Raw genomic sequence first — 20,727 nt, forward strand, 5'->3', positions numbered from 1 at the left:
CTTGAACGGCTCACATGGAGCTAGGCGGCCAGATACTCGAGAACCGGCAGCGGTACGACGAACTGAGCCACCAGATGCGGCACGTTGAAGCCGTCATCAAAATGCCGGACCCCAGCTACAACCTGGGACGCATTGCCGTGAAGCGCCGCTAGCCCAACAAGTGGTTCAAGCGGGGCACTCTATATCGGCGGGCTGTAGACGTGCTGCGGACGGCCACGGGGCCGATGACAACGGCGGAGATAGCCGATGCCGTCCCTCAAGGCAGAAGGCATTGAGGCCGCCAAGGCTGACGCTCAGAGTATCGCCCTAGCCGTACAGCACGGCCTCAAGAACCATGAGGGAAAAGGCGTGGAGATCGTCGGGGAAGCGAGGCCCGCCCGATGGCGGCTGAAGCAGGTCGCGAACTAGGGTGATCTTACGCGCCTTCCGGCTTCCGATGGGAGCCGATCAGATAGCCCGCCGAACCACCGAGGGCCATTATCACGGCTCCGCTGAGTTGCGTGAAAAAGCCATGCGAAACGGCAATCGTGAAAATGCCAAACGCGACTAGGGCAGCGCAGATTGCCAGCAGAGCGAGGTTTTTCATTCCGCGATCCTAGCATCAAAAGCTGGCGAGGCCAGACCGGCGCGATGGCGATTGAATGGAACTAACCGACTTGCCCTCACAAATCAAGTTGCGCGCCCTCGCGCTTGATCGAATATCGACGGCCTGCACTACAATTGGCGTTTTGGCGCCCTTGGCCGGCACATTTTTGGGCGGCGCGTCGGCGCTTCCGACAGAAGAAAATCTTTTTGTTGCTTGCTTTATTTATCTGGGTGGAGCGCTTAGGCGGGCTGATACTTGAGAACGTACGACGAATTGGGCCGCCAGATGTGGCACGTCGAGGCTGTCATTCAAAATGCTGGGCCCCACGTACAACCAGGGCCGCATCTCCATGAAGCGCCGACAGCTCAGAAAGTGATTCAAGCGGAGGACCCAATGTAGGCGGACTGTAGACGTGCTCAGGACGACTGTCGGGCCGACAACCACCGCTGAGCTAACAGCACGTCGGTCAGAAACGTCAATCGGCAATGTACTAGGAAATTTTGTTTGTCGGCCGCCTTCTGTTATGTTTTAAGATGGAACTAAGAGGGTTTATGAAGGGTATCATACTAGCCGGCGGCACTGGCATGCGCCTGTATCCTGTCACTTCGGTCGTTTCCAAACAGCTTCTGCCCGTGTTTGATAAGCCCATGATCTACTATCCGCTATCTACGCTGATGCTTGGCGGGATTCGAGATATTTTGGTCATTTCCACCCCTCAGGACGAGCCCCTGTTTCGCCGCCTGCTAGGCGACGGCTCCGAGATCGGGTTGAAGTTCTCCTATGCGGTCCAAGAAACTCCTCGCGGACTTGCGGATGCCTTTGTCATTGGTCGGGACTTCATTGGAAAGGACCGCGTGGCGTTGGTACTCGGAGATAACATTTTCCACGGCCATGGCCTTCAGGAAATACTCGCCAAAGCTGCCTCGCGCACCAGGGGAGCCACGGTGTTCGGCTACATTGTTAATCAGCCGCAAGCATACGGAGTAGTGGAGCTTGCCCCCTCGGGCCGTGCGTTGTCGATCGAAGAGAAGCCCGAGCACCCAAAGTCCAACGTCGCAGTGACTGGGCTCTATTTCTACGACAATGATGTGGTCGACATTGCTGCCAACATCAAGCCATCCGAGCGTGGCGAGTTGGAGATCACTGACGTCAACAATTCCTATCTCCAACGCGGCGCCCTCTTCGTCGAAGTCCTTGGACGCGGCTTTGCCTGGCTAGACACCGGCACCCATGCCTCGCTCGTAGAGGCCAGTCACTTCGTGCAGATTCTGGAGCAGCGACAGGGCTTGCGCATCGCTTGTCCAGAAGAGATCGCACTGCGCCAAGGTTTCATTTCTTTGGAAGCATTTGAGAAAGCAGCGCGACGCAGCGCCAAGAGCAGCTACGGCGAGTACTTGATGTCCATTGCACGGTCATTCAAAAGCTAGAACTCTCTTCCCGGGAAAGATGTGAAACGGTTCAGGAACTTCACAGTTTTCGTTACCGGCGGCGCAGGCTTCATCGGCTCGGCGGTCGTCCGGCATTTATTGCGCGATACCCACGCGCGGATCGTAAACATCGATAAATTGACTTATGCCGCCAATTTAGACTCGCTTCCCGGTGCGGTCACCAATCCACGTTATTCCTTCGAGCAGCAATGCATCTGTGATGGACCGGCACTGCGTAAGTTGTTTGAGAAGTATCAACCCGACGCAGTGATGAACCTTGCTGCCGAAAGCCACGTCGATCGCTCGATCGATAACCCCAGCGATTTCATCCAGACCAACGTCGTGGGGACGTTTACTCTGCTGCAGGAAGCCCTGCGCCACTGGCGCTCGCTTTCCAGGGAAAAACGGGCGTCTTTCCGCTTCCTGCACATTTCTACGGACGAAGTATTCGGCTCAGCCGGCGCGCATGAGCACTTTACAGAAGCGACCGCCTATGCTCCCAATTCACCCTATTCCGCCAGCAAGGCCTCATCGGACCATCTGGTCCGGGCTTGGCGCAGGACCTACGAGCTACCGACCCTGGTCACTAACTGTTCGAATAATTACGGACCCTATCACTTTCCGGAAAAATTGATTCCGCACGTGATCATCAAGGGGCTCGCAGACAGATCTATGCCGATCTACGGGGATGGCAAGAACGTTCGCGACTGGCTTTATGTCGAGGACCATGCCAAGGCCCTGACACTTGTGCTTGAACGCGGCGTGCTCGGTGAGACTTACAACGTGGGCGGAGGCAACGAACGAACCAACCTGCATGTGGTAGAGACTATTTGTGATTTGCTGGATGAACTTTCGCCAAGCGCAGCCGGCTCGCGCAGACGCCTGATCACTTTTGTGGCCGATCGTCCTGGTCATGACAAACGCTATGCGATAGATGCCTCCAGGCTAGAGCGCGAGTTGGGTTGGCGCTCGGAAGAAACCTTTGAAAAGGGAATTGTAAAAACGGTGGAGTGGTTTATCGACCATGAACCATGGTGGCGTTCAGTATTAAAGCGGGGCTACAACGGGAGCCGCCGAGGATTAAGCTTTGTAAGCCAGTAAGTTCTCGGAAATGAGCACGACGTGGCCCAAGTCGGCGGAAGGTGTGACTTAGCAAAGTTTGTTGCTGCGATTGCCGGCTGAGGTGCGCGCAAGCAACAAGGCTTGAGCTACCGGCCTTTCCAGTTCGGCGTGCGCTTGTTGAGGAAGGCATCCATGCCCTCGCGGAAATCCTCGCTCATGTAGGCGCGCAGGATCAGATCCCGGCCTTCTTCGCGCGAGAGCGTGCGCCGCAGACGCAGCACCGCTTCCTTGGCGGTTTCCATCGTGATCGGCGCATGGCCGGCAACGAGTTTGGCGGTTTCGGCGGCGCGGCGTTGCAGCGTCTCAACATCGGGCACGACTTCGTTGAGCAGACCGAGCGACAGCGCCTCGGGCGCCTCGATCAGCCGCGCGGTAAAGATTAGATCCTTGGTCCGCGCCGGCCCGACCAGCGCGACGACGCGACTGATATTGGACATCGACAGACAGTTGCCCAGCGTGCGCGCGATCGGAAAGCCGATGCGCGTCGCAGCGGTACCGATCCGGATGTCGCAACAGGCGGCAATGCCCGCGCCGCCGCCGGTGCAGGCACCTGCAATGGCTGCAATCACGGGTACCCGGACCCGCTCCAGCGTTCCGAGCACGCGATCGATCCGCTCCTCATATTCGAGCGCGTCTTCGGCGGTCTTGAAGGCGCGGAACTGCGAGATGTCGGTGCCGGAAGCGAATGCCTTGTCGCCCGTACCGGTCAGGACCATCACTTTGATCGAGCGGTCGTCGTTGATGGCCGTGCAGATTTCCGCCATGCGCTCGTACATGGCGAAGGTCAGCGCGTTGCGCGCCTGCGGACGGTTGAACGTCATCCGGGCGATGCCGTCCTCGACGGAATAGAGCAGGTCCTCGGTCGCAGCTACCGGAGCGTTCATCACGATTCTTTCTGTTCTTGTTGTTTAAGTCGAGGCCGAACTCAGGCGACGGCAGTCTTCGGCATCGGCACGACGTCGCGGCCTTTCAGGACGTCCATCGCCGCCAGCACGCCGCCGGCGCGATGCGGCACCTTGGCGAGATCGAGGCCCATCTCGACGCCCGACAGCGTTCCCATCAGCATCAGATCGTTGAAGTGACCGATATGGCCGATCCGGAACACCTTGCCCTTGATCTTGTTCAGGCCAGTGCCGAGCGACATGTCGAAGTTTTCCAGCACGACCTTGCGGAACGCGTCGGCGTCATGGCCTTCCGGCATCACCACGCCGGTCAGCGCGGGCGAATGCGCACCCTGCTCCTGGCACTGGGTTTCCAGACCCCAAACCTTGGCGGCCGCGCGCGTCGCGGCGCTGTGGCGCTTGTGGCGAGCGAAGACGTTGTCCAGTCCCTCTTCCTCGAGCATCTTGACCGCTTCGCGCAACCCGAACAGCAGGTTGGTCGCGGGCGTATAGGGCCAGGTACCGGCCTTGTTGATCGCGATGACTTCCTGCCAGTCCCAATAGGAACGCATCGCCGGATTGGCCTTCGCCATCGCAAGCGCCTTTTCGGAGACCGCGTTGAAGCCGAGGCCCGGCGGCAGCATCAGGCCCTTCTGGGAGCCTGCCACCGAAACGTCGATACCCCAGGCGTCGTGCTCATATTCCAGCGAGCCGAGACCGGAGATGGTGTCAACCATGAACAGCGCCGGATGCTTGACGCGATCCATGATCTTGCGGACGTCGAGCGGGTGCGTAACGCAGCCGGTCGAGGTCTCGTTATGCACGATCATGACGGCCTTGATCTTGTGCTGCTTGTCGGCCGTCAGCCGGGCCTCGATCTGTTCGAGGTCGGCGCCGTGGCGCCAGTCGCCGGGCAGGAAATCGACGTCGAGCCTGAACTTGTCGGCAATGCCGCGCCACAGCACGGCGAACTGCCCGGTCTCCGCCATCAGCACCTTGTCGCCGGGCTGCAGCGTGTTGACGATGGCTGCCTCCCAGGCGCCGGTGCCGGACGACGGATAGATGATGACCGGCTGCTTGGTGCGGAACACCCGCTGCATGGCGCCCAGGACCGTATGACCGATCTCGGCGAATTCGGGACCCCGGTGGTCCATGGTCGGCATGTCCATGGCCCGCAGCACCCGGTCCGGCACGTTGGTCGGCCCCGGAATCTGCAGAAAATGCCTTCCAGTATGCACGGTCATAGGCGTCCTTCCCGGTCTTGTCTTGGCTTCGCAGGCACCCGAATATCACTATTTGCCGAGCTTGTCCCCTGCCCGGCGGGCGCCGTCAAGAGGGCCAAAGCCAGCTCTCGCTACAGCTTTTTATGAGCGCGATATTCGGCCCCCAAGCCGATGCAGCACAGCGCTGACGCCATCGGGATTTTGGTCCTTGGCATGATGGCTCCCCTCGGCAAGGTGCCCCATATCCAGCGAAACCAGGTCGGGTCCACCATTGATCTGTCAGGCCGCAACAGCCTTCCTGCGGTTTGCAGCGATCCTTTCATCCACCAGGATAACAATGGCGTCGAGCAGGGGATGACTCATCCCTTGTTGCTGGGCGACGAGTTGCACGAGCTTGTCGGCACGTTCGATATTGATCGCGCCATTGTTGAGCGCGCGCGCAGCCGAAGCCGGACGCGACAGGCTTTCCGCAGCCGCAGCATATTTCTCGAATGGTACAAGCTCATCGCGCGAGGCACCGAGCTTCACGCACACGTCAACGACAAAGTCGTATATCGAACGAGACTCTTCGAGATTGGCATGCACCGCTTCCTGTGCGGTTCGCATGCCGTCCTGGGTGATGCACCTGTAGTTGCCGGCCAGAAGCATCGCCCATTTGGCCAGTGGCACGAAAAGCGAGTCGTGAACACGCAACTTTACCGGCAGTTCGATCTCGCCTTCCGGGGCATCGAAACGAACGGCATCGATATCCTTCTCGATGTTGCGAAGGATCTCGTTGCTCTTCTCGTTGTCAAAGCGTGCAACCTTGAAGTTGGTCGGCAAAGTTACTTGCAAGATGTTGACCTTCTCCTCCGGAGGCCGGACCGCCTGCGGATCCGGGCTGCACAATGTCAATGTGCCGGGATCGAAGCTGTTCCATACCGCAGGCATGGTGTATGCCGGCCCGAGCAGTTCGCTATTCACATTGCGGATACGCTTCATGTAAGGCAGCGGCGGCATGTTCATAATCGACATGCACGGCACACGCGACTTCGCCACGGCATCGAGCAATTCGCGCACACCGGGCGAGCCGTATTGCGGCTCCTGCATCGCCAGCCCGATCAGGTCGTAGTCTTTGGGATTTATATCGGCCGGACCGGAAGCAGACACCTTGCCCGGCAACTTGCGGGAATCGATCTCGATCTGCTCTTTGCGGCCCCGGATCGGCATCCGCACGCGAAAGCCTTCGGAATTGATGAGGTCAGCCTCAGCCGGCAAACAAACAAGTTTCACGCTATGGCCGCCGAACATCATTTTGGACGCAAGAAGCGAACCATACGACGCACCGAGAATAAGAATCTTGTAGTTGGGCATAGTTGGCTCCGGTGTTGATTGGATATCGGCAGGACTCGACGTGCAAGCACTCTCAGAATCTGAAAATGATCCGATAGGACCTCGACCGCCTCTGCCGAGGTCAAGGGATCATTTTAGCTGTTGAGCGAGTACACCTGGCTTGACCGGATTCACTTCCGCAAGTTCTTCAAAGGGCTTTTCAGGATGCATCAGAAACGCCGAAAACCCGCCAAGCAGGAGCAATCCCATCGACATCAGGAACGGCAAGTACCAGTTGCCGGTCACGTCGATCACGTAACCGGCGACCAAAGGCGACACGATCGCCGCCAGCGCCGAGCCGGTATTCATCAGCCCGGCGGCCGTACCGGAATATTTTGCAGCAATATCCATCGGCACCGACCACATCGGGCCGATCACGAGTTCGGCAAAGAAAAAGCCGCCGGACAGGCACAGCGCGACGATCGTGATGTCGTGAATGAACAGGATCGGAAGCAGCGACAGGAAGGCGCCGGCAAATCCGATGACCGTGACGCTCAACCGCGCAAGGCGAACATTGCCGGTGTTCCTGAGAATGCGATCAGAGAGGATTCCGCCCAGGCTGTCGCCGACGACGCCGGCAAAAAATACGCCGGAAGCAAACAGCGCCGAATTCTTGATATCCAAGCTGTAGTTGTTCTTGAAGAACAGCGGCAGCCAATTGAGATATAGCCAGAGCGTCCAGCCGTAACAGAAGTAGGTGAGCGTGACCGGCCACATCCGGCGCAACAGCGGTCCCCATGGCACCTGCGGTCGCTTGTCTAGGGGGCGCGGCGGCAGCGACGCCAGTTCGGCCTCGGTGATTCCGGGGTGATCCTTCGGTTCATTGCGGAAATACAGCGCCCACACTACGCCCCACACCAGGCTGACCAGACCCAGCGCGACGAAGGAGCCACGCCAGGTCAGCCAGGCCATCAGCGTTGCGATCAACGGCGGCGTCGCGGCGTTTCCGAGCCGCGCGAATGCGTGGGTGAGGCCTTGGGCGAAGCCACGCCGGTTGGCGGGCGTCCAATACTGCATGGCGCGCGTCGCCGTCGGAAAGGTCGCGCCTTCGCCGAAACCAAGCGCGACGCGGGCAATGAACAGCGTCAGCAGGCTGGTCACGAAGCCGGTCGCGATGGTGGCGAGCGCCCAGATCAGCCCGCACCAGAACAGGGTCTTGCGCGGCCCGAAGCGGTCTCCGACCCAGCCGCCGATTACCTGAAACAGCAAATAGGGATAGGCAAAGGCCGAGAACACCAGCCCAAGCTGGGTATTGCTGAGGTGGAGTTCCTTCTGGATTTCACTGGCCGCCGTGCCGATGTTGACCCGGTCGACATAGGTGATGAAGTACATGACACACAACATCGCCAGCACGACATGGGTGGCCTTGAACCGAAGCCGCATATTTCTCTCCCGTTTCGCTTTTTTTGTATTGCTTCAACGGCTGCGCCGAGCCGATGGCGCTAACCGTCCCGATGGTCTGCGGCCCGGTTAGGTTTTGACCACCTTCAGGTGCGCCGGAGAATTTGACTGCGTCTGCTCTTCCAGCGATTTCATCGCAGCTTCGACGCCGCCGGCCCGATGCGGCACGCCCGCAGCCGCGAGACCCATCTCGACGCCGGACAGGGCCCCAATCAACGTCAGTTCGTTGCACTCGCCGAGGTGACCAATGCGAAACACCTTGCCGGCGAGCTTGCTCAGACCGGAGCCGAGCGACATGTTGTAGGTGTCGAGCACGGTCTTGCGGAACTTGTCGGCGTCGTGCCCCGGCGGCATCAGCACAGCCGTCAGCACCGGGGAATATTCGGCGGGCTCAAGACAGAGCACTTCAAGGCCCCAATGCGCGACGGCAGCGCGGGTAGCCGCCGCCAGGCGCTGGTGTCGAGCGAACACCGCGTCCAGCCCTTCCTCAAGCAGCATCGCAATGGCTTCGCGTAATCCGTACAGCAAGTTGGTCGCCGGCGTGTAGGGGAAAAATCCCGCAGCATTGGGCTTCAGCATCTCCTCCCAATCCCAATACGACCGCGGCATCCTGTTGGTCTTCGCAGCGGCGCGGGCTTTCTCGGAGATGGCGTTGAAGCCGAGCCCCGGCGGCAGCATAAATCCCTTTTGCGAACAGCTGACGGTGACGTCGACTTTCCACTCGTCATGCCGGTAATCGACCGAGCCCAGCGAGGAAATCGTATCCACCAGCAGTAGCGCCGGATGGCCCACCTGGTCCATGACGGCGCGAATGTCGCCGATCCGGCTGGTGACGCCGGTGGAAGTCTCGTTATGCACCACCATCACCGCCTTGATGGCATGCGCGATGTCCTGCGCCAGCGCGACTCCAATCGCCGTGGGATCGGCGCCATGGCGCCAGTCACCCGGCACAAAATCGACCTCGATGCCCCAGCGCGCCGCCATCTGCCGCCACAGCGTGGCAAAATGGCCGGTCTCGACCATCAGGACCTTATCGCCCGGCGAAAGCGTGTTGACGATCGCCGCTTCCCAGGCCCCGGTGCCCGACGACGGAAAAATAATGACCGGTCCGTTGGTTTTGAAGATTTTTTGGCAGCCGTCGAACACCGTCTTGCCGAGCTCGGCAAATTCGGAGCTCCGATGGTCGATGACCGGCATGTCCATGGCGCGGAGCACGCGATCGGGCACCGGGCTTGGCCCGGGAATTTGTAGGAAATGACGTCCTTGGGGCATGGATTCCTCGTTTGGACCGAAGTCACCAGAGGTATTGCATTCATTTTTTGGAATATCAATCATAACTTTGAGTTCAAAATTACATCGACGGCTCCCGATTCAAAGCTTATGTTACGCTTATGAAGCCGCTGATTCCCCATGACGCCGGTTCGACGGCCCTTGCAACCGCTGCGGATGCCAGCCGCGAAGACCAATCCCTGCACGACGAGATCCTGACGCGGCTGCGCGACCATATCGTCGAAGGCAACATCGCGGACGGCGGCCGCGTGCCGGAACGTCAGCTTTGCGAGATGCTGGGCATCTCGCGCACGCCGTTGCGCGAGGCCCTGAAGGTACTGGCGTCCGAAGGGCTGGTGGAACTGCTACCCAACCGCGGCGCCCGCGTCCGGCAATTGAGCGAGCACGATCTCGCTGAACTGTTCGACGTCATGGGCGGCCTCGAAGGCCTGGCCGGCCGCCTCGCCTGCGAAAACATCACCGACGCCGAAATCGCCGAGATCGAGCGGCTGCATTATGAGATGTACGGCTTCTACCTGAACCGCGACATGCACGGCTATTTCCGCGTCAATCAGTTGATCCACCACAAGATCGTCGAAGCCTCGCGCAACACAACGCTGCGAAACACTTACGCCAACTTCGCCGGCCGTATTCGGCGGGTCCGCTACTCCGCCAATTTTGCCCGCAAGCGCGAGCGATGGGGGGAAGCCATGCGCGAACACGAAACTATCCTGGACGCGCTGCGTCGCCGCGCCGGCAGTGAACTCAGCGACATTCTGTTTATACATTTGCGCAACAAGCGGACTGCTGCCGTCGAGCATCTGAAAGACGGCGTCGCCACCTAGATCAGGCAGGCGCTGCTCACACAGCCTTGGCTGCTTTGAATTCAAAACTGAATCAAGTGCGAAATCATTGCATTTATTTTCCCACCCAAGTACGAGCGAGCGATGTTTGCCGGTAGCAGCGGGGGTGGAATGTCCAACGAAGGCTCAGTGAAGCTAGAAAGCAAACTGGCCCGCGAGATCACGGGCGACGTTTTCTTCGATGCCTTCAACCGCGGCCGCTATGCGACCGACGCCTCGTTCTACCAGATACTGCCGCTCGGCGTGGTGGTTCCCCGGACCGTGGACGAGGCGCTGCGGACGCTCGCCATCGCTGCGGATGAGGGCCGAATCGTCACCCCCCGCGGTGGCGGCACCTCGCAATGCGGCCAGACCGTCAACGAAGGGATCGTCATCGATTTTTCCAAACACCTGAACCGCATTCTCTCGCTCGATGTCGCCAACCGGACCTGCGTGGTCGAACCCGGCATCGTGCTGGATGATCTCAACCGCCAGCTCAAAAAGCACGGCCTGTGGTTTCCGGTGGATGTGTCCACCGCCTCGCGCGCCACCATTGGCGGCATGGCCGGCAATAATTCCTGCGGCGGACGCTCGCTGCGCTACGGCACCATGCGCGACAACACGCTGTCGATGGATGCGGCGCTCGCCGACGGTACGCGACTGCATTTCGGCGAGGTCCCCCGCGACCTCGCGCAGGTGAATTCTTCCAAGAGCGGCCTCGACTTGTTCCGCGACATGCTCGATCTCGGCGAGCGGGAAGCAGGCGAGATCGCCGAGCGGTTTCCGAAGGTGCAGCGCCGCGTCGGCGGCTACAACCTCGATGCGTTGGTGCCGCGCAATGCGCCGAACAACCTGGCGCATCTATTGGTCGGCTCCGAAGGCACGCTGGCTTTCACCACGCAGGTCGAACTCAAGCTTTGGCCCGTCATCCGCAACAAGGTGCTGGGCGTCTGTCACTTCGGCAGCTTCTACGAGGCGATGGATGCGGCACAGCATCTGGTGAAGCTGCGCCCGATTGCGGTTGAACTGGTCGACCGCACCATGATCGCGCTCGGCCGCGAGATCGCGATGTTCCAGCCCATTATCAGTACCGCCGTGCGCGGCGATCCCGATGCGGTGCTGATCGTGGAATTCGCCGAGGAAGATCAGGCCGAAAACCTACGACGCCTGAAGCAGCTCGGTGAATTGATGGGCGATCTCGGCTTCGGCTGGGACCAGCCGCAGCGCAAGTGGGGCGGCGTGGTCGAGATATCAGAGCCCGCGCTGCAGGCCGGCATCGCCGATTTCCGCGCCGCCGGCCTCAACGTCATGATGTCGATGAAGCAGGAGGGCAAACCGGTCTCCTTTGTCGAGGATTGCGCGGTGCCGCTGCCGCATCTCGCCGACTATACCGAACGGTTGAATGCCATCTTTGCCAAACACGGCACTCGCGGCACCATGTATGCGCACGCCTCCGAAGGCTGCCTGCACGTGCGCCCGGTGCTCAACCTGAAGCTCGAAAAAGACGTCAAGGCGATGCGGGCGATCGCCGAAGAGACATTCGAGATGGTGCGCGAATACAAGGGCTCGCATTCCGGCGAGCATGGCGACGGCCTGGTCCGCTCCGAATTTCATGAGACGATGTTCGGTTCGCGCATCGTCGCCGACTTCCGCGAGGTCAAGCACCGCTTCGACCCGGACAATTTGCTCAACCCGGGTAAGATCGTCGATCCGCCCAAGATGGACGATCGTTCGCTGTTTCGCTATCCGCCGGACTATCGCATCACGGAGTTCAAGACCGCGCTCGACTGGTCGGCCTATCCCGGCGCCGGCGGCGGCTTTCAGGGCGCCGTCGAGATGTGCAACAACAACGGCGCCTGCCGGAAGCTCGAAGGCGGCGTGATGTGTCCGTCCTATCGCGCAACCCGCAACGAAAAGGATGTGACGCGAGGCCGCGCCAATACGCTGCGGCTCGCGATCTCGGGCCAGTTGGGCCCGGATGCGCTGGCCTCCGACGAGATGATGGACACGCTGAAACTCTGCGTGTCCTGCAAGGCCTGCCGTCACGAATGCCCGACCGGCGTCGACATGGCCAAGATGAAGATCGAAGTGTTGGCCGCGCGCGCCGCCAGGCACGGGCTTTCGCTGCGCGACCGGCTGGTCGGCTACCTCCCGCGTTACGCCGGTCTGGCTTCCCGCTTTGCCCCGCTCGCCAATTGGCGCAATCGCAGCCCGATGCTGCGCGCGCTGTTCGAAAAGTTCGCAGGCATCAGCGCGCAACGCGCTTTGCCCGCATTCCGGCGCGACGTGTTCGGGCCCGATGCCGAGACCTTCGGCCCGGTTGACGGCCGCGAGGTCGTGCTGTTCGCCGACACGTTTAATCGCGCCTATGAGCGAGAAAATCTCGACGCCGCGCTGCGGGTGCTGGTCGAAGGCGGATACCGCGTTCACGTTCCGAAGCCCACCGATCGCGGCCGACCGCTCTGCTGCGGACGTACCTTCCTTTCAGCGGGGCTGGTCGATCAGGCGCGCAGTGAACTAGACCGGCTGGTCGCGACCTACGCCCCGTTCGCCGCGCGCGGCGTGCCGATCGTCGGCCTGGAGCCGAGCTGCCTGCTTACCCTCCGCGACGAACTGCTCTCATTGCGCGCCGACAACGATGCCAAGAGCGTCAGCGCGCATGCACTGTTGTTCGAGGAATTTCTCGTGCGCGAGGCGGAGGCCGGCCGGCTCAAACTGCCGCTTGGCTCGATAGCCGAGAAAGCATTGGTGCATGGCCATTGCCACCAGAAATCATTCGGTGCATTCAAGCCTGTTGAAAAAATACTGCGCCTCATTCCCGAGCTGAACGTCGAGATCATCGAGTCTAGTTGCTGCGGCATGGCCGGCGCGTTCGGCTATGGCGCCGACACCTACCAGGCTTCGATCGACATGGCCGAACTCTCGCTGCTCCCCGCGGTACGCGGTGCCGACGCGGCTGTGCTGATCGTCGCCGACGGCACCTCGTGCCGGCATCAGATCAAGGATGGCACGAAGCGTGCTGCGCTTCATGTCGCGCAGGTGCTGGCGATGAGCCTCGACAGCGCCAGAACCCATTCACCCCCCTCTCCGATCACAAAGGAACAGACCGATGGCTGAACTCACTCTCGACGTTGCCCGCAAGATTCTCGATGCCGCGCTTGCCAAAGGCGTCGAGAAGAAATTCAAGCCGCTGGTCATCACCATTCTCGACGCCCGCGGCTGCGTCAAAGTCACGGCGGCGCAGGACGGCACCAGCCTGATGCGGGCCGAGATCGCCCACGGCAAGGCCTATGGCGCGCTGGCAATGGGAATGGGATCGCGGGCGCTGTTCCAGCGCGCGCAGGAGCAGGCCTATTTCATCGATGCCGTGAACACGATGGCGCAGGGCCGCCTGGTACCGGTGCCCGGCGGCGTGCTGATCATGGGCGATGGCGGCCTGCTCGGCGCGGTCGGCGTCAGCGGCGACACCTCTGACAACGACGAGATCTGCGCCCTCGCCGGCATCGAAGCCGCGGGGCTGAAGGCCAACGCCGGCTGAATCAGAACAGGAAATACATCGGAGAATGCGATCAGCGAAACCGAACCAGCCGCCGCGGCGGAAGAAAAGTCTTTTTCGCCGCTCGAGCTCTTTTCGCATCAGCTTCATGGAGAATCAGCAGGAAAATCTTCGGATCCTGAAGGGCGGGCCGGCTTTTTGGGAAAGCCTTGAAGCAAAGCTTTAGCTGACGAGCCGGACCTTCCGCCCGAAAAGAAGAAAAAGATTGTCGAAGCTCTCCGCAAGCTGTCGTCCAAGTACAAGCCGTATCTCGATGCGATCGGCGGCGACGGCTCGCCTGGCAAACCGAAAACCCGCTGAGTTGCACATGAATGCCAGGTATGTGACGGGTTGCTGGCGCTTCCAGTTTCCATTCGCGACACGGTCCGGAATGCCGGAATTCGTGCTGCAGCCGTCCCCATCAGGACGATAGGCCACAGAGTCAGACGCCCTCGTCGAACGTAAATTGCGCTTAAGAACCCGGATTACCATTGCAACCCCGCTGATCACGAAGCCGACCGCTGGCATAATTCATTTGCTCTCGTACCGCGATTAGCGATTTGTGGATCCAAGCGGTTCCGGCACTTTGTTCTTGATCGGCTTCACGGTACGAAGAAACGCAAAGATCGATTTTAAATCATCGCCCGAAAACATCCTGAAATGCGTCCATGGCATGGGTGGTAGCAAAGCGCGGCCTCGCCCCTGGTGTTTGCCTTCTCGGAGCGTTTGTATGAACTCTTCCTCCGTCCATTTGCCAAGACCCGTTTCGTTGTCGGGCGTGAGATTAGCGGCGAAGCTCACGCCCCAAGGTCCCGCATGCGCCGTGTGATACGTTGAAGAGGCGATCACCCAAGGAGGAGTTGGGACGAGAGCCGGAGTCTTGAGTTCTGAGGGATGTCCTGAAAGGTATCGCGACATGTCGATTTCGGGCGGTCCATCGACCACCTCCCTGTATGGCGTATGACACCCTTCGCAGCCGATCACGTGCACGAGGTATTCGCCCCGCTTGATCATCTGTTCCCCAGCCCCCTGTTGTGCATCAGCGCTGATACACAGCGACACCCAGATGACTGCAGCTGCGGCCGAAACGGTTGCATTCAGTCGTGCGTTTCGAATCATCAATCTCGCTTTCATGAGCATTGCTTTGTTTGACCGAAGCCTATGGGAACCAGAACGCATTGATCGCGCTGCCACTCTTAGAGACAGAAGTCTCAACGTCCAGCTGGGGCCGTCGGCTCTGGAACCCTGTTCTTGACCGCCTTCACCGTGCGTAAGTATGCGAAAATTGACTTCAAATCCTCGTCCTTGAGATACACGAAGTGCGGCCATGGCATTGGTGGAAGCAGAGATCGGCCGCGCCCCCTTACCTTGCCTTCGCGAAGCGTTTTAATGAACTGCTCCTCGGTCCATGTGCCCAGGCCCGTTTCGTGATCCGGCGTAAGATTTGCTGAGAAGCTTATTCCCCACGGCCCAGCATGGGCCGTGTGGTCGACTGAAGTAACAAGAATCCAAGGCTGACTTCGGACGGGCAGTTCAACTTTCACGTCGGCTGGGTGACCCGCCAGATAAAACGGCATGTCCTCGGGCGACGCGCCTAATACTTCACCTTTGTGAGGAGTGTGGCAGTCTTCACAACCCACGACATCCACCCAATATTTGCCGCGCTTGATCATCTCATCCTTCGTCATTGGCTCCGCGTTCGCACTGAAACAGACGGACGCGAAAACAAGCGATGTCGCGGCCAAGGCTCTTAGTCGCTGATTTCTCACTTTGGTGGCTCGTCCTTTGACTGAGGTTCCTCGGAAATCCACTTGCGGATCAATGTAACCGCCTCATCGTCTACAAGACGCGTTCCGAGCGGTGGCATTTGAATATAGGGGTTTCTCGACGCAATACGCTCGGCCAGGACGCTGTGGTCGGCATCCCCCGCGCGCACGCGCTGCCCAGGAGTTTCCCACGAAGGCGGAACGAACTTGCTGATATGCCCCAAGGTTGTATCCAGGGCGGGGGGCCGATCGGGGGGAGGCAGAGTGACCGGATACTTTAGCGAGAAGTCGAGATTACCGAGTTCTCCGCTGAAGGTGTGGCACCCTCCACAGTTTCCGTGGAGATAGCCCAACGCGGCGCGTGCTGTCGGACTACGCGCGGCAATACGTGGGTCTCCGTTGGTCAAATAGCTGGGCAAACCGCGCACTTGCCCGTTTTTGATCAGCGTAAGTAATGTCACATCTCCGTCCGGAAGCGGCTCTGAGTGCGGCGCGTTGGGATCGCGATCGACTGATAGCTGTAGGGCACCAAAGCCAAGGATCGGCACTGGATTCCCCTCATGACAAGAATGACAGTCCGACCTCGACGGAATGCCGTGACGCACCTTGTCGTTAATTGGGACGCTGTTGCGAATACCTTGTTTCGGCGCGAGCACAGCCTGTGTTTCGTCGTCATTCCAAACATAAGTCGCGTATTTCCAGCCTTGCGCGGTCCGCTCGATGTAACGGGTTTCGGCACGGCGGGAAAATTTGAATTCCTTCCAAAACTTGGTGCCAATCGGGAATTGCCACGCGTCCGGTTGCGAAGCGTCGACGAATGCACCCGGCGGCAATTGCATCCAGCGAGATTTGATGGCGCCGTCGGACCAAAGCGGATATTGGGGCGAGTACGCAAGCTTGTCCGGGCCGATTGTTTTCGTATCCCAATCTTGATAGAGGCCGGTATCGCGCAACGTCGGCGGTAATGCATCGTCGAGCTCGCCGCCCGCCACGGCGAGCAGCGGAGAAAGCAACGCAGCCGCGATTCCCACCCTTAGGGCACTCGCGCGAACACGATTCTGGATTTTCGGGGGCAGGTAAATCAGGTCGAGCACGAGAAATAATCCGAATTCAGCGCAGAGAATCGGACGGGCGCCGCGGGAGCATCGCGACGCCCTTTCCGGAGGCTTTCAGAGCTAAAACTTGACGGTGACACCGGTGTAGACGGACGATTCAGTGCAGCTACCCGCATAAACTCCGTTGCAGACACTGCTAAGATTATGGTCCAAGCCGGACTTGTTCTGCCAGTAATGATAGGCAACCCACACGTCGACGAAATGCGAGCGGGTTGGGCCCCAAACCGCTTTACTAACGTCGAACGTCAAGCGAATTGGCTCGGCATTGAGTTCGGGCACTGTGGCGATTCCGCCACCAGCGATCCCGAGTGGAGCGTTCGAGTTGCCTTTTGGACCGATCAGGCTGGCGCGACCGCTAACGGAAAAGTAGCGAATGCTCTCAGGGAGAAATCCCAGATCCATGTAGTAATTGGCCTCAAGCCTCCACGTGCCGTTGTAATTCGTGTCGCCGTCCGCGAGGCAGGTCACGCCTGGAACGCCAGGACCAAAGAGCCCGCACTGGGTGAAGGAACTGTGGCTGGTTTCTTTGTAGTACAAGGGCGCAAAGTTGAAAAAGCCCCTATATGGAAGGTCGAAGGCGAACTGAAGGCCGGCGACGGCTGCATGTTTACGTGTCCCGACAAATGTGTTTTCCGTACTTCCATCGACTCCAACCTCGAACGACACATTACGCAACGGGCCCACGGAGAAGGCAGTGGTGTTGAATATCTGGTTGAAGCCGAATGTGCTTCGAATCAACCCGAAGAATTCGCTTGAGCCGCCACACCCGGTAGTCCGATAACCGCAGGGGCCCTCCGGATTGTTATGATCCGACATGTAATAGCCGACGTTGATCGAGTTCGTTCCATATGCCCACGCATCGAAGTGGGTGAAAGCTACAACCTGTCTTGCCGTCACTCCTTGGTTCGGGGTTCCTGGCTCGATGCCCCTGGGCTCGTATGCATAGGTCAGCAGGTTATCGTTGATATAAAAGAACGGCACAGCAGCGACAGGCGCGAGTGCCTTCACCGGCTGATCCGCAGCCATGTCAGCCGCGTTGGCGTCGCTAGTCGCGGAGAGCGCAGCTATTGAAATCACCGCCATCAAAAGTACGCTGGAACGTAGAGACTTGCTCGAACCTAAAGACATTAAATCCCCCAAAAATGACTGCGTGCGATATGCGGAATACGCATTTATCGACACCGCCCCCCGTTTAAGCAGTAAAAAACGCTACGAAGACACGTCTGCTTCGCATAGCGTCAAATATGCAGCTGCTCGTATCCAAAAATGCAACGGCTATCGAAGCGCAGTTTCTAATTAGAGAAATGCGCGGCGTATCTCTTTGACGAACGCGCCTAATATTCCAAGGCTTGGAGTCGACTGCTTCGAATGTCGCTGCGGATGCGACATCGAGCGAAGCGCTCGGGTTGGAAGACGTGAAAACTTCACCACCCAAGGGCAATGCTGGAAGCACGCAATTAGCTTCGATTAGTGTCAGTGCCTAAGCGGGCATAAGGCATGCCATTTACCGAATGAAGCCGTGTAGCAGCCGTTAAGCACTGCGAAGGCGGTCACGATCAAGGTACTGCTGGCAATTGTGTTGTCATATGCGGAATGAAATGCGTCTGCTCTCGTACCATCGAACATAGCCGCATCGTCGCATCACTAGAATCACGATGCGGCGCATCGCTGCTCATTCAGGACCATTCACAGGGGTGTATTTGGTGAGCAAGAAGACACTCGAGGGACATCAGCAGACCGACCCCGCAAAACGACACCACCGAAACAAACGTCTCGCGCTCCGCCATCGATCTGCGGATGCCTGGAATAAACGCGGCGCAGCAAATACGGTCATACCGCTCCTGCTCGTACTGGAAGATGACACGAAATAATCGCGCCGCTGAACTCTTTGGAGCCCATCTGCGTGACCCTTTCGGGTCACCGAACATTCTACGTACAGTACTGCCTCAGCTTCTCCTGGCGGAGTGCTTAGAGCGGCATTTGGCGCGCTCCTTCCGCCAGATCAATGAATCTTGCCGTATCTATCCAACGAGAAAAATAGATAGCTCATTTTTCGAAACCACGGCATGCCGTCATCGTATCCGATACTCGTTCCGGATGCAGCAAGCTGGCTTTGCGCTTTGATAATTTCACTGGCCGGCAAGGGGGTCATCATGCTGTATATAGGCAGATCCAGCACGGCTTTAACTTCTCCCGACCCGGTCGTCATGAAGGCGCCGGTGTGCTTATCGAGCTCCTTCGCCTCAAATAAAAGGTCATCGACGGAAGAGCCTATAACTCCAATGTGCTGAGATGGCGCAGCCATATTCATACCAATAGCGCCACTCTTGATGTTGTAACCAACAATGTAAGCATTCAAAATGTTTCGTTTCCCGTGCTTGGCATATCGCTCAATGACCGAGATACGTGAAAGTTTCTGACCATTAAATTCCGGAATTATCTTTCCGTCTTTCGCATTTAGCCATTGCTCAGCAAACCCGTCCCCGTCAGCAAATGACTGGCTCCACACGAATACTTTAACCCTAGCTCCATCGGGCGACACTTCTATCGGTTTGAGTTCAAGTTCTTCCCGCTTTAAGTCGCCGAGGCCTGGCTTTGTACTCATGATAACGCCAGAATAGTCGACCTCGATTTCACTGCCCGATGTCAGTTTTCCATTTTCAGCGACAAGCTTTCCGCCCTTGAAGACATATGCTGGCTTAATTTCGTCCATTCGTGGAATGAGAACAATATCGGCAAACCTCCCGGGAGTGAGGGAGCCAAGCTTATCTTCCATCTTGAAACTTCTGGCGACGTTATAGCTTGCCATCTTGATGGCTTCGATGGGATTGACGCCCATTCCGATAACCTTCTGAACGATATTGTCCATGTGTCCACTCTGGACCAGTGTACCGACCGCAATATTGTCGGTTCCGAGCAGGAGATTGTCTGTGGGCAGGTGGTTGTTGACCACACCCGGAATTATTCTTTCCAAACAACCCAGCATATCGCGCACCACCGTCGGTAGGCCGATGCGAAGGTCCGCCACCGTATCTGCGTAGGTGAGAGCGTTGTGATTGTTGCTCGTGCCCAGCGCCGGGAAGAGATTAAGTTGATCCGACGATCGGTTAGTCTGAACGTGACCATCAATCAGCATATTTCTCGAATTGGTCGTGGCCAGTTTTAGAAATTCGTCTTCATTGCCTGCGAGGAGAAGATTGTGGTTTAGCTCGCCCATCCCGATCACGGGAGCCCAATCGAGCAATTTTATTGCTATCCCGGCATCGACCTTTTTTCCTGGAGCAAAAGCGTAAAGTCGATAAGGGAATCGCTCGTACCCCTTGAACACTTCCTTGGCTGCTGCCACGCCGTCTTCCTGCGCCGCGCTTACGAGATCGTTCGTTTCAGCATAAACCGCGGTCGTGCCATGTGGCGCCAAAATACTCTGCATGGTGGCGGGCGTTGCCATTTGCGACTCTATGTGGAAGTGCGCATCGATTAGTCCGGGAATGGCGTACATCCCTCTCCCGTCAAATACTGCCTTCGCGCTTATTTTCTCGCTTGGGTTTACCGCGATGATTTTCTCGCCGTGTATCAATAGAGAGCCCGGGTAAACGCCATTGGTAAAAACGTCCACTACCTTGATATTTTTGATTAGCAGATCGGCAGGCGCGTTTCCGTCGATAATATCCAGAACGATTTTGTATTCCGCCTTCAGCGACTCGACCGTCGGTTTATCCGTCGCGGCCAGAGCAGCAGGATCACACGCTAACATCGTGGACGCTATTGCGACCAATAGAGACCTGAATGAGCTGGCCAAAGAATTCATCTTCCATTTTCCTGCTTGTGTTGACCTGCGGAGCGACGGCAACGAACTTGGCGAATCAATGCGATGGAGCTAGCGACTAACGCTGACTCGATCGCAGCTGCCAGTTATGGTGGAGCACGAATGTCGCCCGTTAGATCATTCGGCTGCGCAAAAGAACGGCCGTTAGAAATCGATCCTGTGCGTTATAGGAATGGGCCTGCGTCTCGCATAGCGATATAAATGCAGACGGATGCTTCGAAATATGCAACAGTTAGCGTCAATTACGAACGCAACCGGTGGCTACGCGGATTGAGGTCAACCCTAAATCCATCGGGAGCAAACTGAAACGGCGGCAAACGCTCCTTACCCTTTGGCTACTATGATGCGCATTCACGCTCGCTC

At 58.4% G+C, this 20,727-nt stretch carries 18 protein-coding genes; 7 read left to right on the forward strand and 11 right to left on the reverse strand.

Annotated features, from left to right (window positions below):
* Positions 1-246 precede the first annotated feature (246 nt).
* The gene (locus BLS26_RS35570; protein WP_157676355.1) at positions 247-408 is read left to right on the forward strand and encodes a hypothetical protein; all 162 of its coding nucleotides are present in this window, start codon (positions 247-249) and stop codon (positions 406-408) included.
* Positions 409-415: 7 nt separating this feature from the next.
* Here BLS26_RS35570 and BLS26_RS35575 read toward each other — a convergent pair whose 3' ends face one another.
* Positions 416-586: a hypothetical protein gene (locus tag BLS26_RS35575; RefSeq protein ID WP_157676357.1), complete on the reverse strand. Its 171-nt coding sequence runs from the start codon at positions 584-586 to the stop codon at positions 416-418.
* A 551-nt stretch (positions 587-1,137) separates the two neighbouring features.
* Between BLS26_RS35575 and rfbA the strand changes: the two genes are divergently transcribed.
* Together rfbA and rfbB are read left to right on the forward strand one after the other, a co-directional pair.
* Positions 1,138-2,013 (forward strand): glucose-1-phosphate thymidylyltransferase RfbA, encoded by an 876-nt coding sequence (rfbA, locus tag BLS26_RS06905; protein ID WP_092517724.1) that lies wholly within the window; start codon positions 1,138-1,140, stop codon positions 2,011-2,013.
* Between the two features lie 21 nt (positions 2,014-2,034).
* Positions 2,035-3,114: a dTDP-glucose 4,6-dehydratase gene (rfbB, locus tag BLS26_RS06910; RefSeq protein ID WP_092509604.1), complete on the forward strand. Its 1,080-nt coding sequence runs from the start codon at positions 2,035-2,037 to the stop codon at positions 3,112-3,114.
* A 107-nt stretch (positions 3,115-3,221) separates the two neighbouring features.
* Here rfbB and BLS26_RS06915 read toward each other — a convergent pair whose 3' ends face one another.
* The 5 genes from BLS26_RS06915 to BLS26_RS06935 form a co-directional block, all read right to left on the reverse strand.
* Positions 3,222-4,019: an enoyl-CoA hydratase/isomerase family protein gene (locus BLS26_RS06915; RefSeq protein WP_092509606.1), complete on the reverse strand. Its 798-nt coding sequence runs from the start codon at positions 4,017-4,019 to the stop codon at positions 3,222-3,224.
* 41 nt (positions 4,020-4,060) lie between these two features.
* Positions 4,061-5,260: an alanine--glyoxylate aminotransferase family protein gene (locus BLS26_RS06920; RefSeq protein ID WP_092509608.1), complete on the reverse strand. Its 1,200-nt coding sequence runs from the start codon at positions 5,258-5,260 to the stop codon at positions 4,061-4,063.
* 258 nt (positions 5,261-5,518) lie between these two features.
* Positions 5,519-6,592, reverse strand: coding sequence for a hypothetical protein (locus tag BLS26_RS06925; RefSeq protein WP_092509610.1), 1,074 nt, complete (start codon positions 6,590-6,592; stop codon positions 5,519-5,521).
* A gap of 108 nt (positions 6,593-6,700) precedes the next feature.
* Positions 6,701-7,993 (reverse strand): MFS transporter, encoded by a 1,293-nt coding sequence (locus BLS26_RS06930; RefSeq protein ID WP_092509612.1) that lies wholly within the window; start codon positions 7,991-7,993, stop codon positions 6,701-6,703.
* An 87-nt stretch (positions 7,994-8,080) separates the two neighbouring features.
* Positions 8,081-9,283 carry an alanine--glyoxylate aminotransferase family protein gene (locus BLS26_RS06935; RefSeq protein WP_092509613.1) on the reverse strand — a complete coding sequence of 401 codons (1,203 nt, stop codon included), beginning with the start codon at positions 9,281-9,283 and terminating at the stop codon, positions 8,081-8,083.
* Positions 9,284-9,402: 119 nt separating this feature from the next.
* On the opposite strand from BLS26_RS06935, the gene BLS26_RS06940 reads away from it, so the two are divergent.
* The 3 genes from BLS26_RS06940 (at position 9,403) to BLS26_RS06950 (ending at position 13,660) form a co-directional block, all read left to right on the forward strand.
* Positions 9,403-10,125, forward strand: coding sequence for a GntR family transcriptional regulator (locus BLS26_RS06940; RefSeq protein ID WP_092509614.1), 723 nt, complete (start codon positions 9,403-9,405; stop codon positions 10,123-10,125).
* A gap of 129 nt (positions 10,126-10,254) precedes the next feature.
* Positions 10,255-13,239: an FAD-binding and (Fe-S)-binding domain-containing protein gene (locus tag BLS26_RS06945; protein WP_092509615.1), complete on the forward strand. Its 2,985-nt coding sequence runs from the start codon at positions 10,255-10,257 to the stop codon at positions 13,237-13,239.
* The gene (locus BLS26_RS06950; protein ID WP_092509616.1) at positions 13,232-13,660 is read left to right on the forward strand and encodes a heme-binding protein; all 429 of its coding nucleotides are present in this window, start codon (positions 13,232-13,234) and stop codon (positions 13,658-13,660) included. Before BLS26_RS06945 ends, BLS26_RS06950 begins: the two co-directional genes overlap by 8 nt.
* 549 nt (positions 13,661-14,209) lie before the next feature.
* Here BLS26_RS06950 and BLS26_RS06960 read toward each other — a convergent pair.
* From BLS26_RS06960 to BLS26_RS06975, 4 genes are all read right to left on the reverse strand, one after another.
* The gene (locus BLS26_RS06960; protein WP_197681318.1) at positions 14,210-14,791 is read right to left on the reverse strand and encodes a diheme cytochrome c-553; all 582 of its coding nucleotides are present in this window, start codon (positions 14,789-14,791) and stop codon (positions 14,210-14,212) included.
* A gap of 77 nt (positions 14,792-14,868) precedes the next feature.
* Complete coding sequence (locus tag BLS26_RS06965; protein ID WP_197681319.1) at positions 14,869-15,345, reverse strand: diheme cytochrome c-553; 477 nt, start codon at positions 15,343-15,345, stop codon at positions 14,869-14,871.
* Between the two features lie 77 nt (positions 15,346-15,422).
* On the reverse strand, positions 15,423-16,517 hold the full coding sequence (locus BLS26_RS06970) for a hypothetical protein (RefSeq protein WP_092509621.1): 1,095 nt from the start codon (positions 16,515-16,517) through the stop codon (positions 15,423-15,425).
* 81 nt (positions 16,518-16,598) lie between these two features.
* Entirely contained in the window at positions 16,599-17,666 is a 1,068-nt protein-coding gene (locus BLS26_RS06975; RefSeq protein ID WP_371360786.1) for a hypothetical protein, read from the reverse strand.
* Between BLS26_RS06975 and BLS26_RS36250 the strand changes: the two genes are divergently transcribed.
* Positions 17,563-17,838, forward strand: a complete 276-nt coding sequence (locus BLS26_RS36250; protein WP_172804503.1) for a hypothetical protein — start codon at positions 17,563-17,565, stop codon at positions 17,836-17,838. The genes BLS26_RS06975 and BLS26_RS36250 overlap by 104 nt on opposite strands.
* 702 nt (positions 17,839-18,540) lie before the next feature.
* Here the strand turns inward: BLS26_RS36250 and BLS26_RS06980 are convergent.
* The gene (locus BLS26_RS06980; RefSeq protein WP_092509622.1) at positions 18,541-20,346 is read right to left on the reverse strand and encodes an adenine deaminase C-terminal domain-containing protein; all 1,806 of its coding nucleotides are present in this window, start codon (positions 20,344-20,346) and stop codon (positions 18,541-18,543) included.
* Between the last annotated feature and the right edge of the window lie 381 nt (positions 20,347-20,727).

Source organism: Afipia sp. GAS231 (assembly GCF_900103365.1).
In the GTDB taxonomy this organism is placed as follows: Bacteria; Pseudomonadota; Alphaproteobacteria; order Rhizobiales; family Xanthobacteraceae; genus Bradyrhizobium.

What these genes read in the sequence shown, in the direction of transcription:
- BLS26_RS35570 (WP_157676355.1), top strand. Translation starts at nt 247, where the DNA reads ATGCCGTCCCTCAAGGCAGAAGGCATTGAGGCCGCCAAGGCTGACGCT.
- BLS26_RS35575 (WP_157676357.1), bottom strand. Translation starts at nt 586, where the DNA reads ATGAAAAACCTCGCTCTGCTGGCAATCTGCGCTGCCCTAGTCGCGTTT.
- rfbA (WP_092517724.1), top strand. Translation starts at nt 1,138, where the DNA reads ATGAAGGGTATCATACTAGCCGGCGGCACTGGCATGCGCCTGTATCCT.
- BLS26_RS06915 (WP_092509606.1), bottom strand. Translation starts at nt 4,019, where the DNA reads ATGAACGCTCCGGTAGCTGCGACCGAGGACCTGCTCTATTCCGTCGAG.
- BLS26_RS06920 (WP_092509608.1), bottom strand. Translation starts at nt 5,260, where the DNA reads ATGACCGTGCATACTGGAAGGCATTTTCTGCAGATTCCGGGGCCGACC.
- BLS26_RS06925 (WP_092509610.1), bottom strand. Translation starts at nt 6,592, where the DNA reads ATGCCCAACTACAAGATTCTTATTCTCGGTGCGTCGTATGGTTCGCTT.
- BLS26_RS06930 (WP_092509612.1), bottom strand. Translation starts at nt 7,993, where the DNA reads ATGCGGCTTCGGTTCAAGGCCACCCATGTCGTGCTGGCGATGTTGTGT.
- BLS26_RS06935 (WP_092509613.1), bottom strand. Translation starts at nt 9,283, where the DNA reads ATGCCCCAAGGACGTCATTTCCTACAAATTCCCGGGCCAAGCCCGGTG.
- BLS26_RS06940 (WP_092509614.1), top strand. Translation starts at nt 9,403, where the DNA reads ATGAAGCCGCTGATTCCCCATGACGCCGGTTCGACGGCCCTTGCAACC.
- BLS26_RS06945 (WP_092509615.1), top strand. Translation starts at nt 10,255, where the DNA reads ATGTCCAACGAAGGCTCAGTGAAGCTAGAAAGCAAACTGGCCCGCGAG.
- BLS26_RS06950 (WP_092509616.1), top strand. Translation starts at nt 13,232, where the DNA reads ATGGCTGAACTCACTCTCGACGTTGCCCGCAAGATTCTCGATGCCGCG.
- BLS26_RS06960 (WP_197681318.1), bottom strand. Translation starts at nt 14,791, where the DNA reads ATGAAAGCGAGATTGATGATTCGAAACGCACGACTGAATGCAACCGTT.
- BLS26_RS06965 (WP_197681319.1), bottom strand. Translation starts at nt 15,345, where the DNA reads ATGACGAAGGATGAGATGATCAAGCGCGGCAAATATTGGGTGGATGTC.
- BLS26_RS36250 (WP_172804503.1), top strand. Translation starts at nt 17,563, where the DNA reads ATGTCAGCCGCGTTGGCGTCGCTAGTCGCGGAGAGCGCAGCTATTGAA.
- BLS26_RS06975 (WP_371360786.1), bottom strand. Translation starts at nt 17,666, where the DNA reads ATGTCTTTAGGTTCGAGCAAGTCTCTACGTTCCAGCGTACTTTTGATG.
- BLS26_RS06980 (WP_092509622.1), bottom strand. Translation starts at nt 20,346, where the DNA reads ATGAATTCTTTGGCCAGCTCATTCAGGTCTCTATTGGTCGCAATAGCG.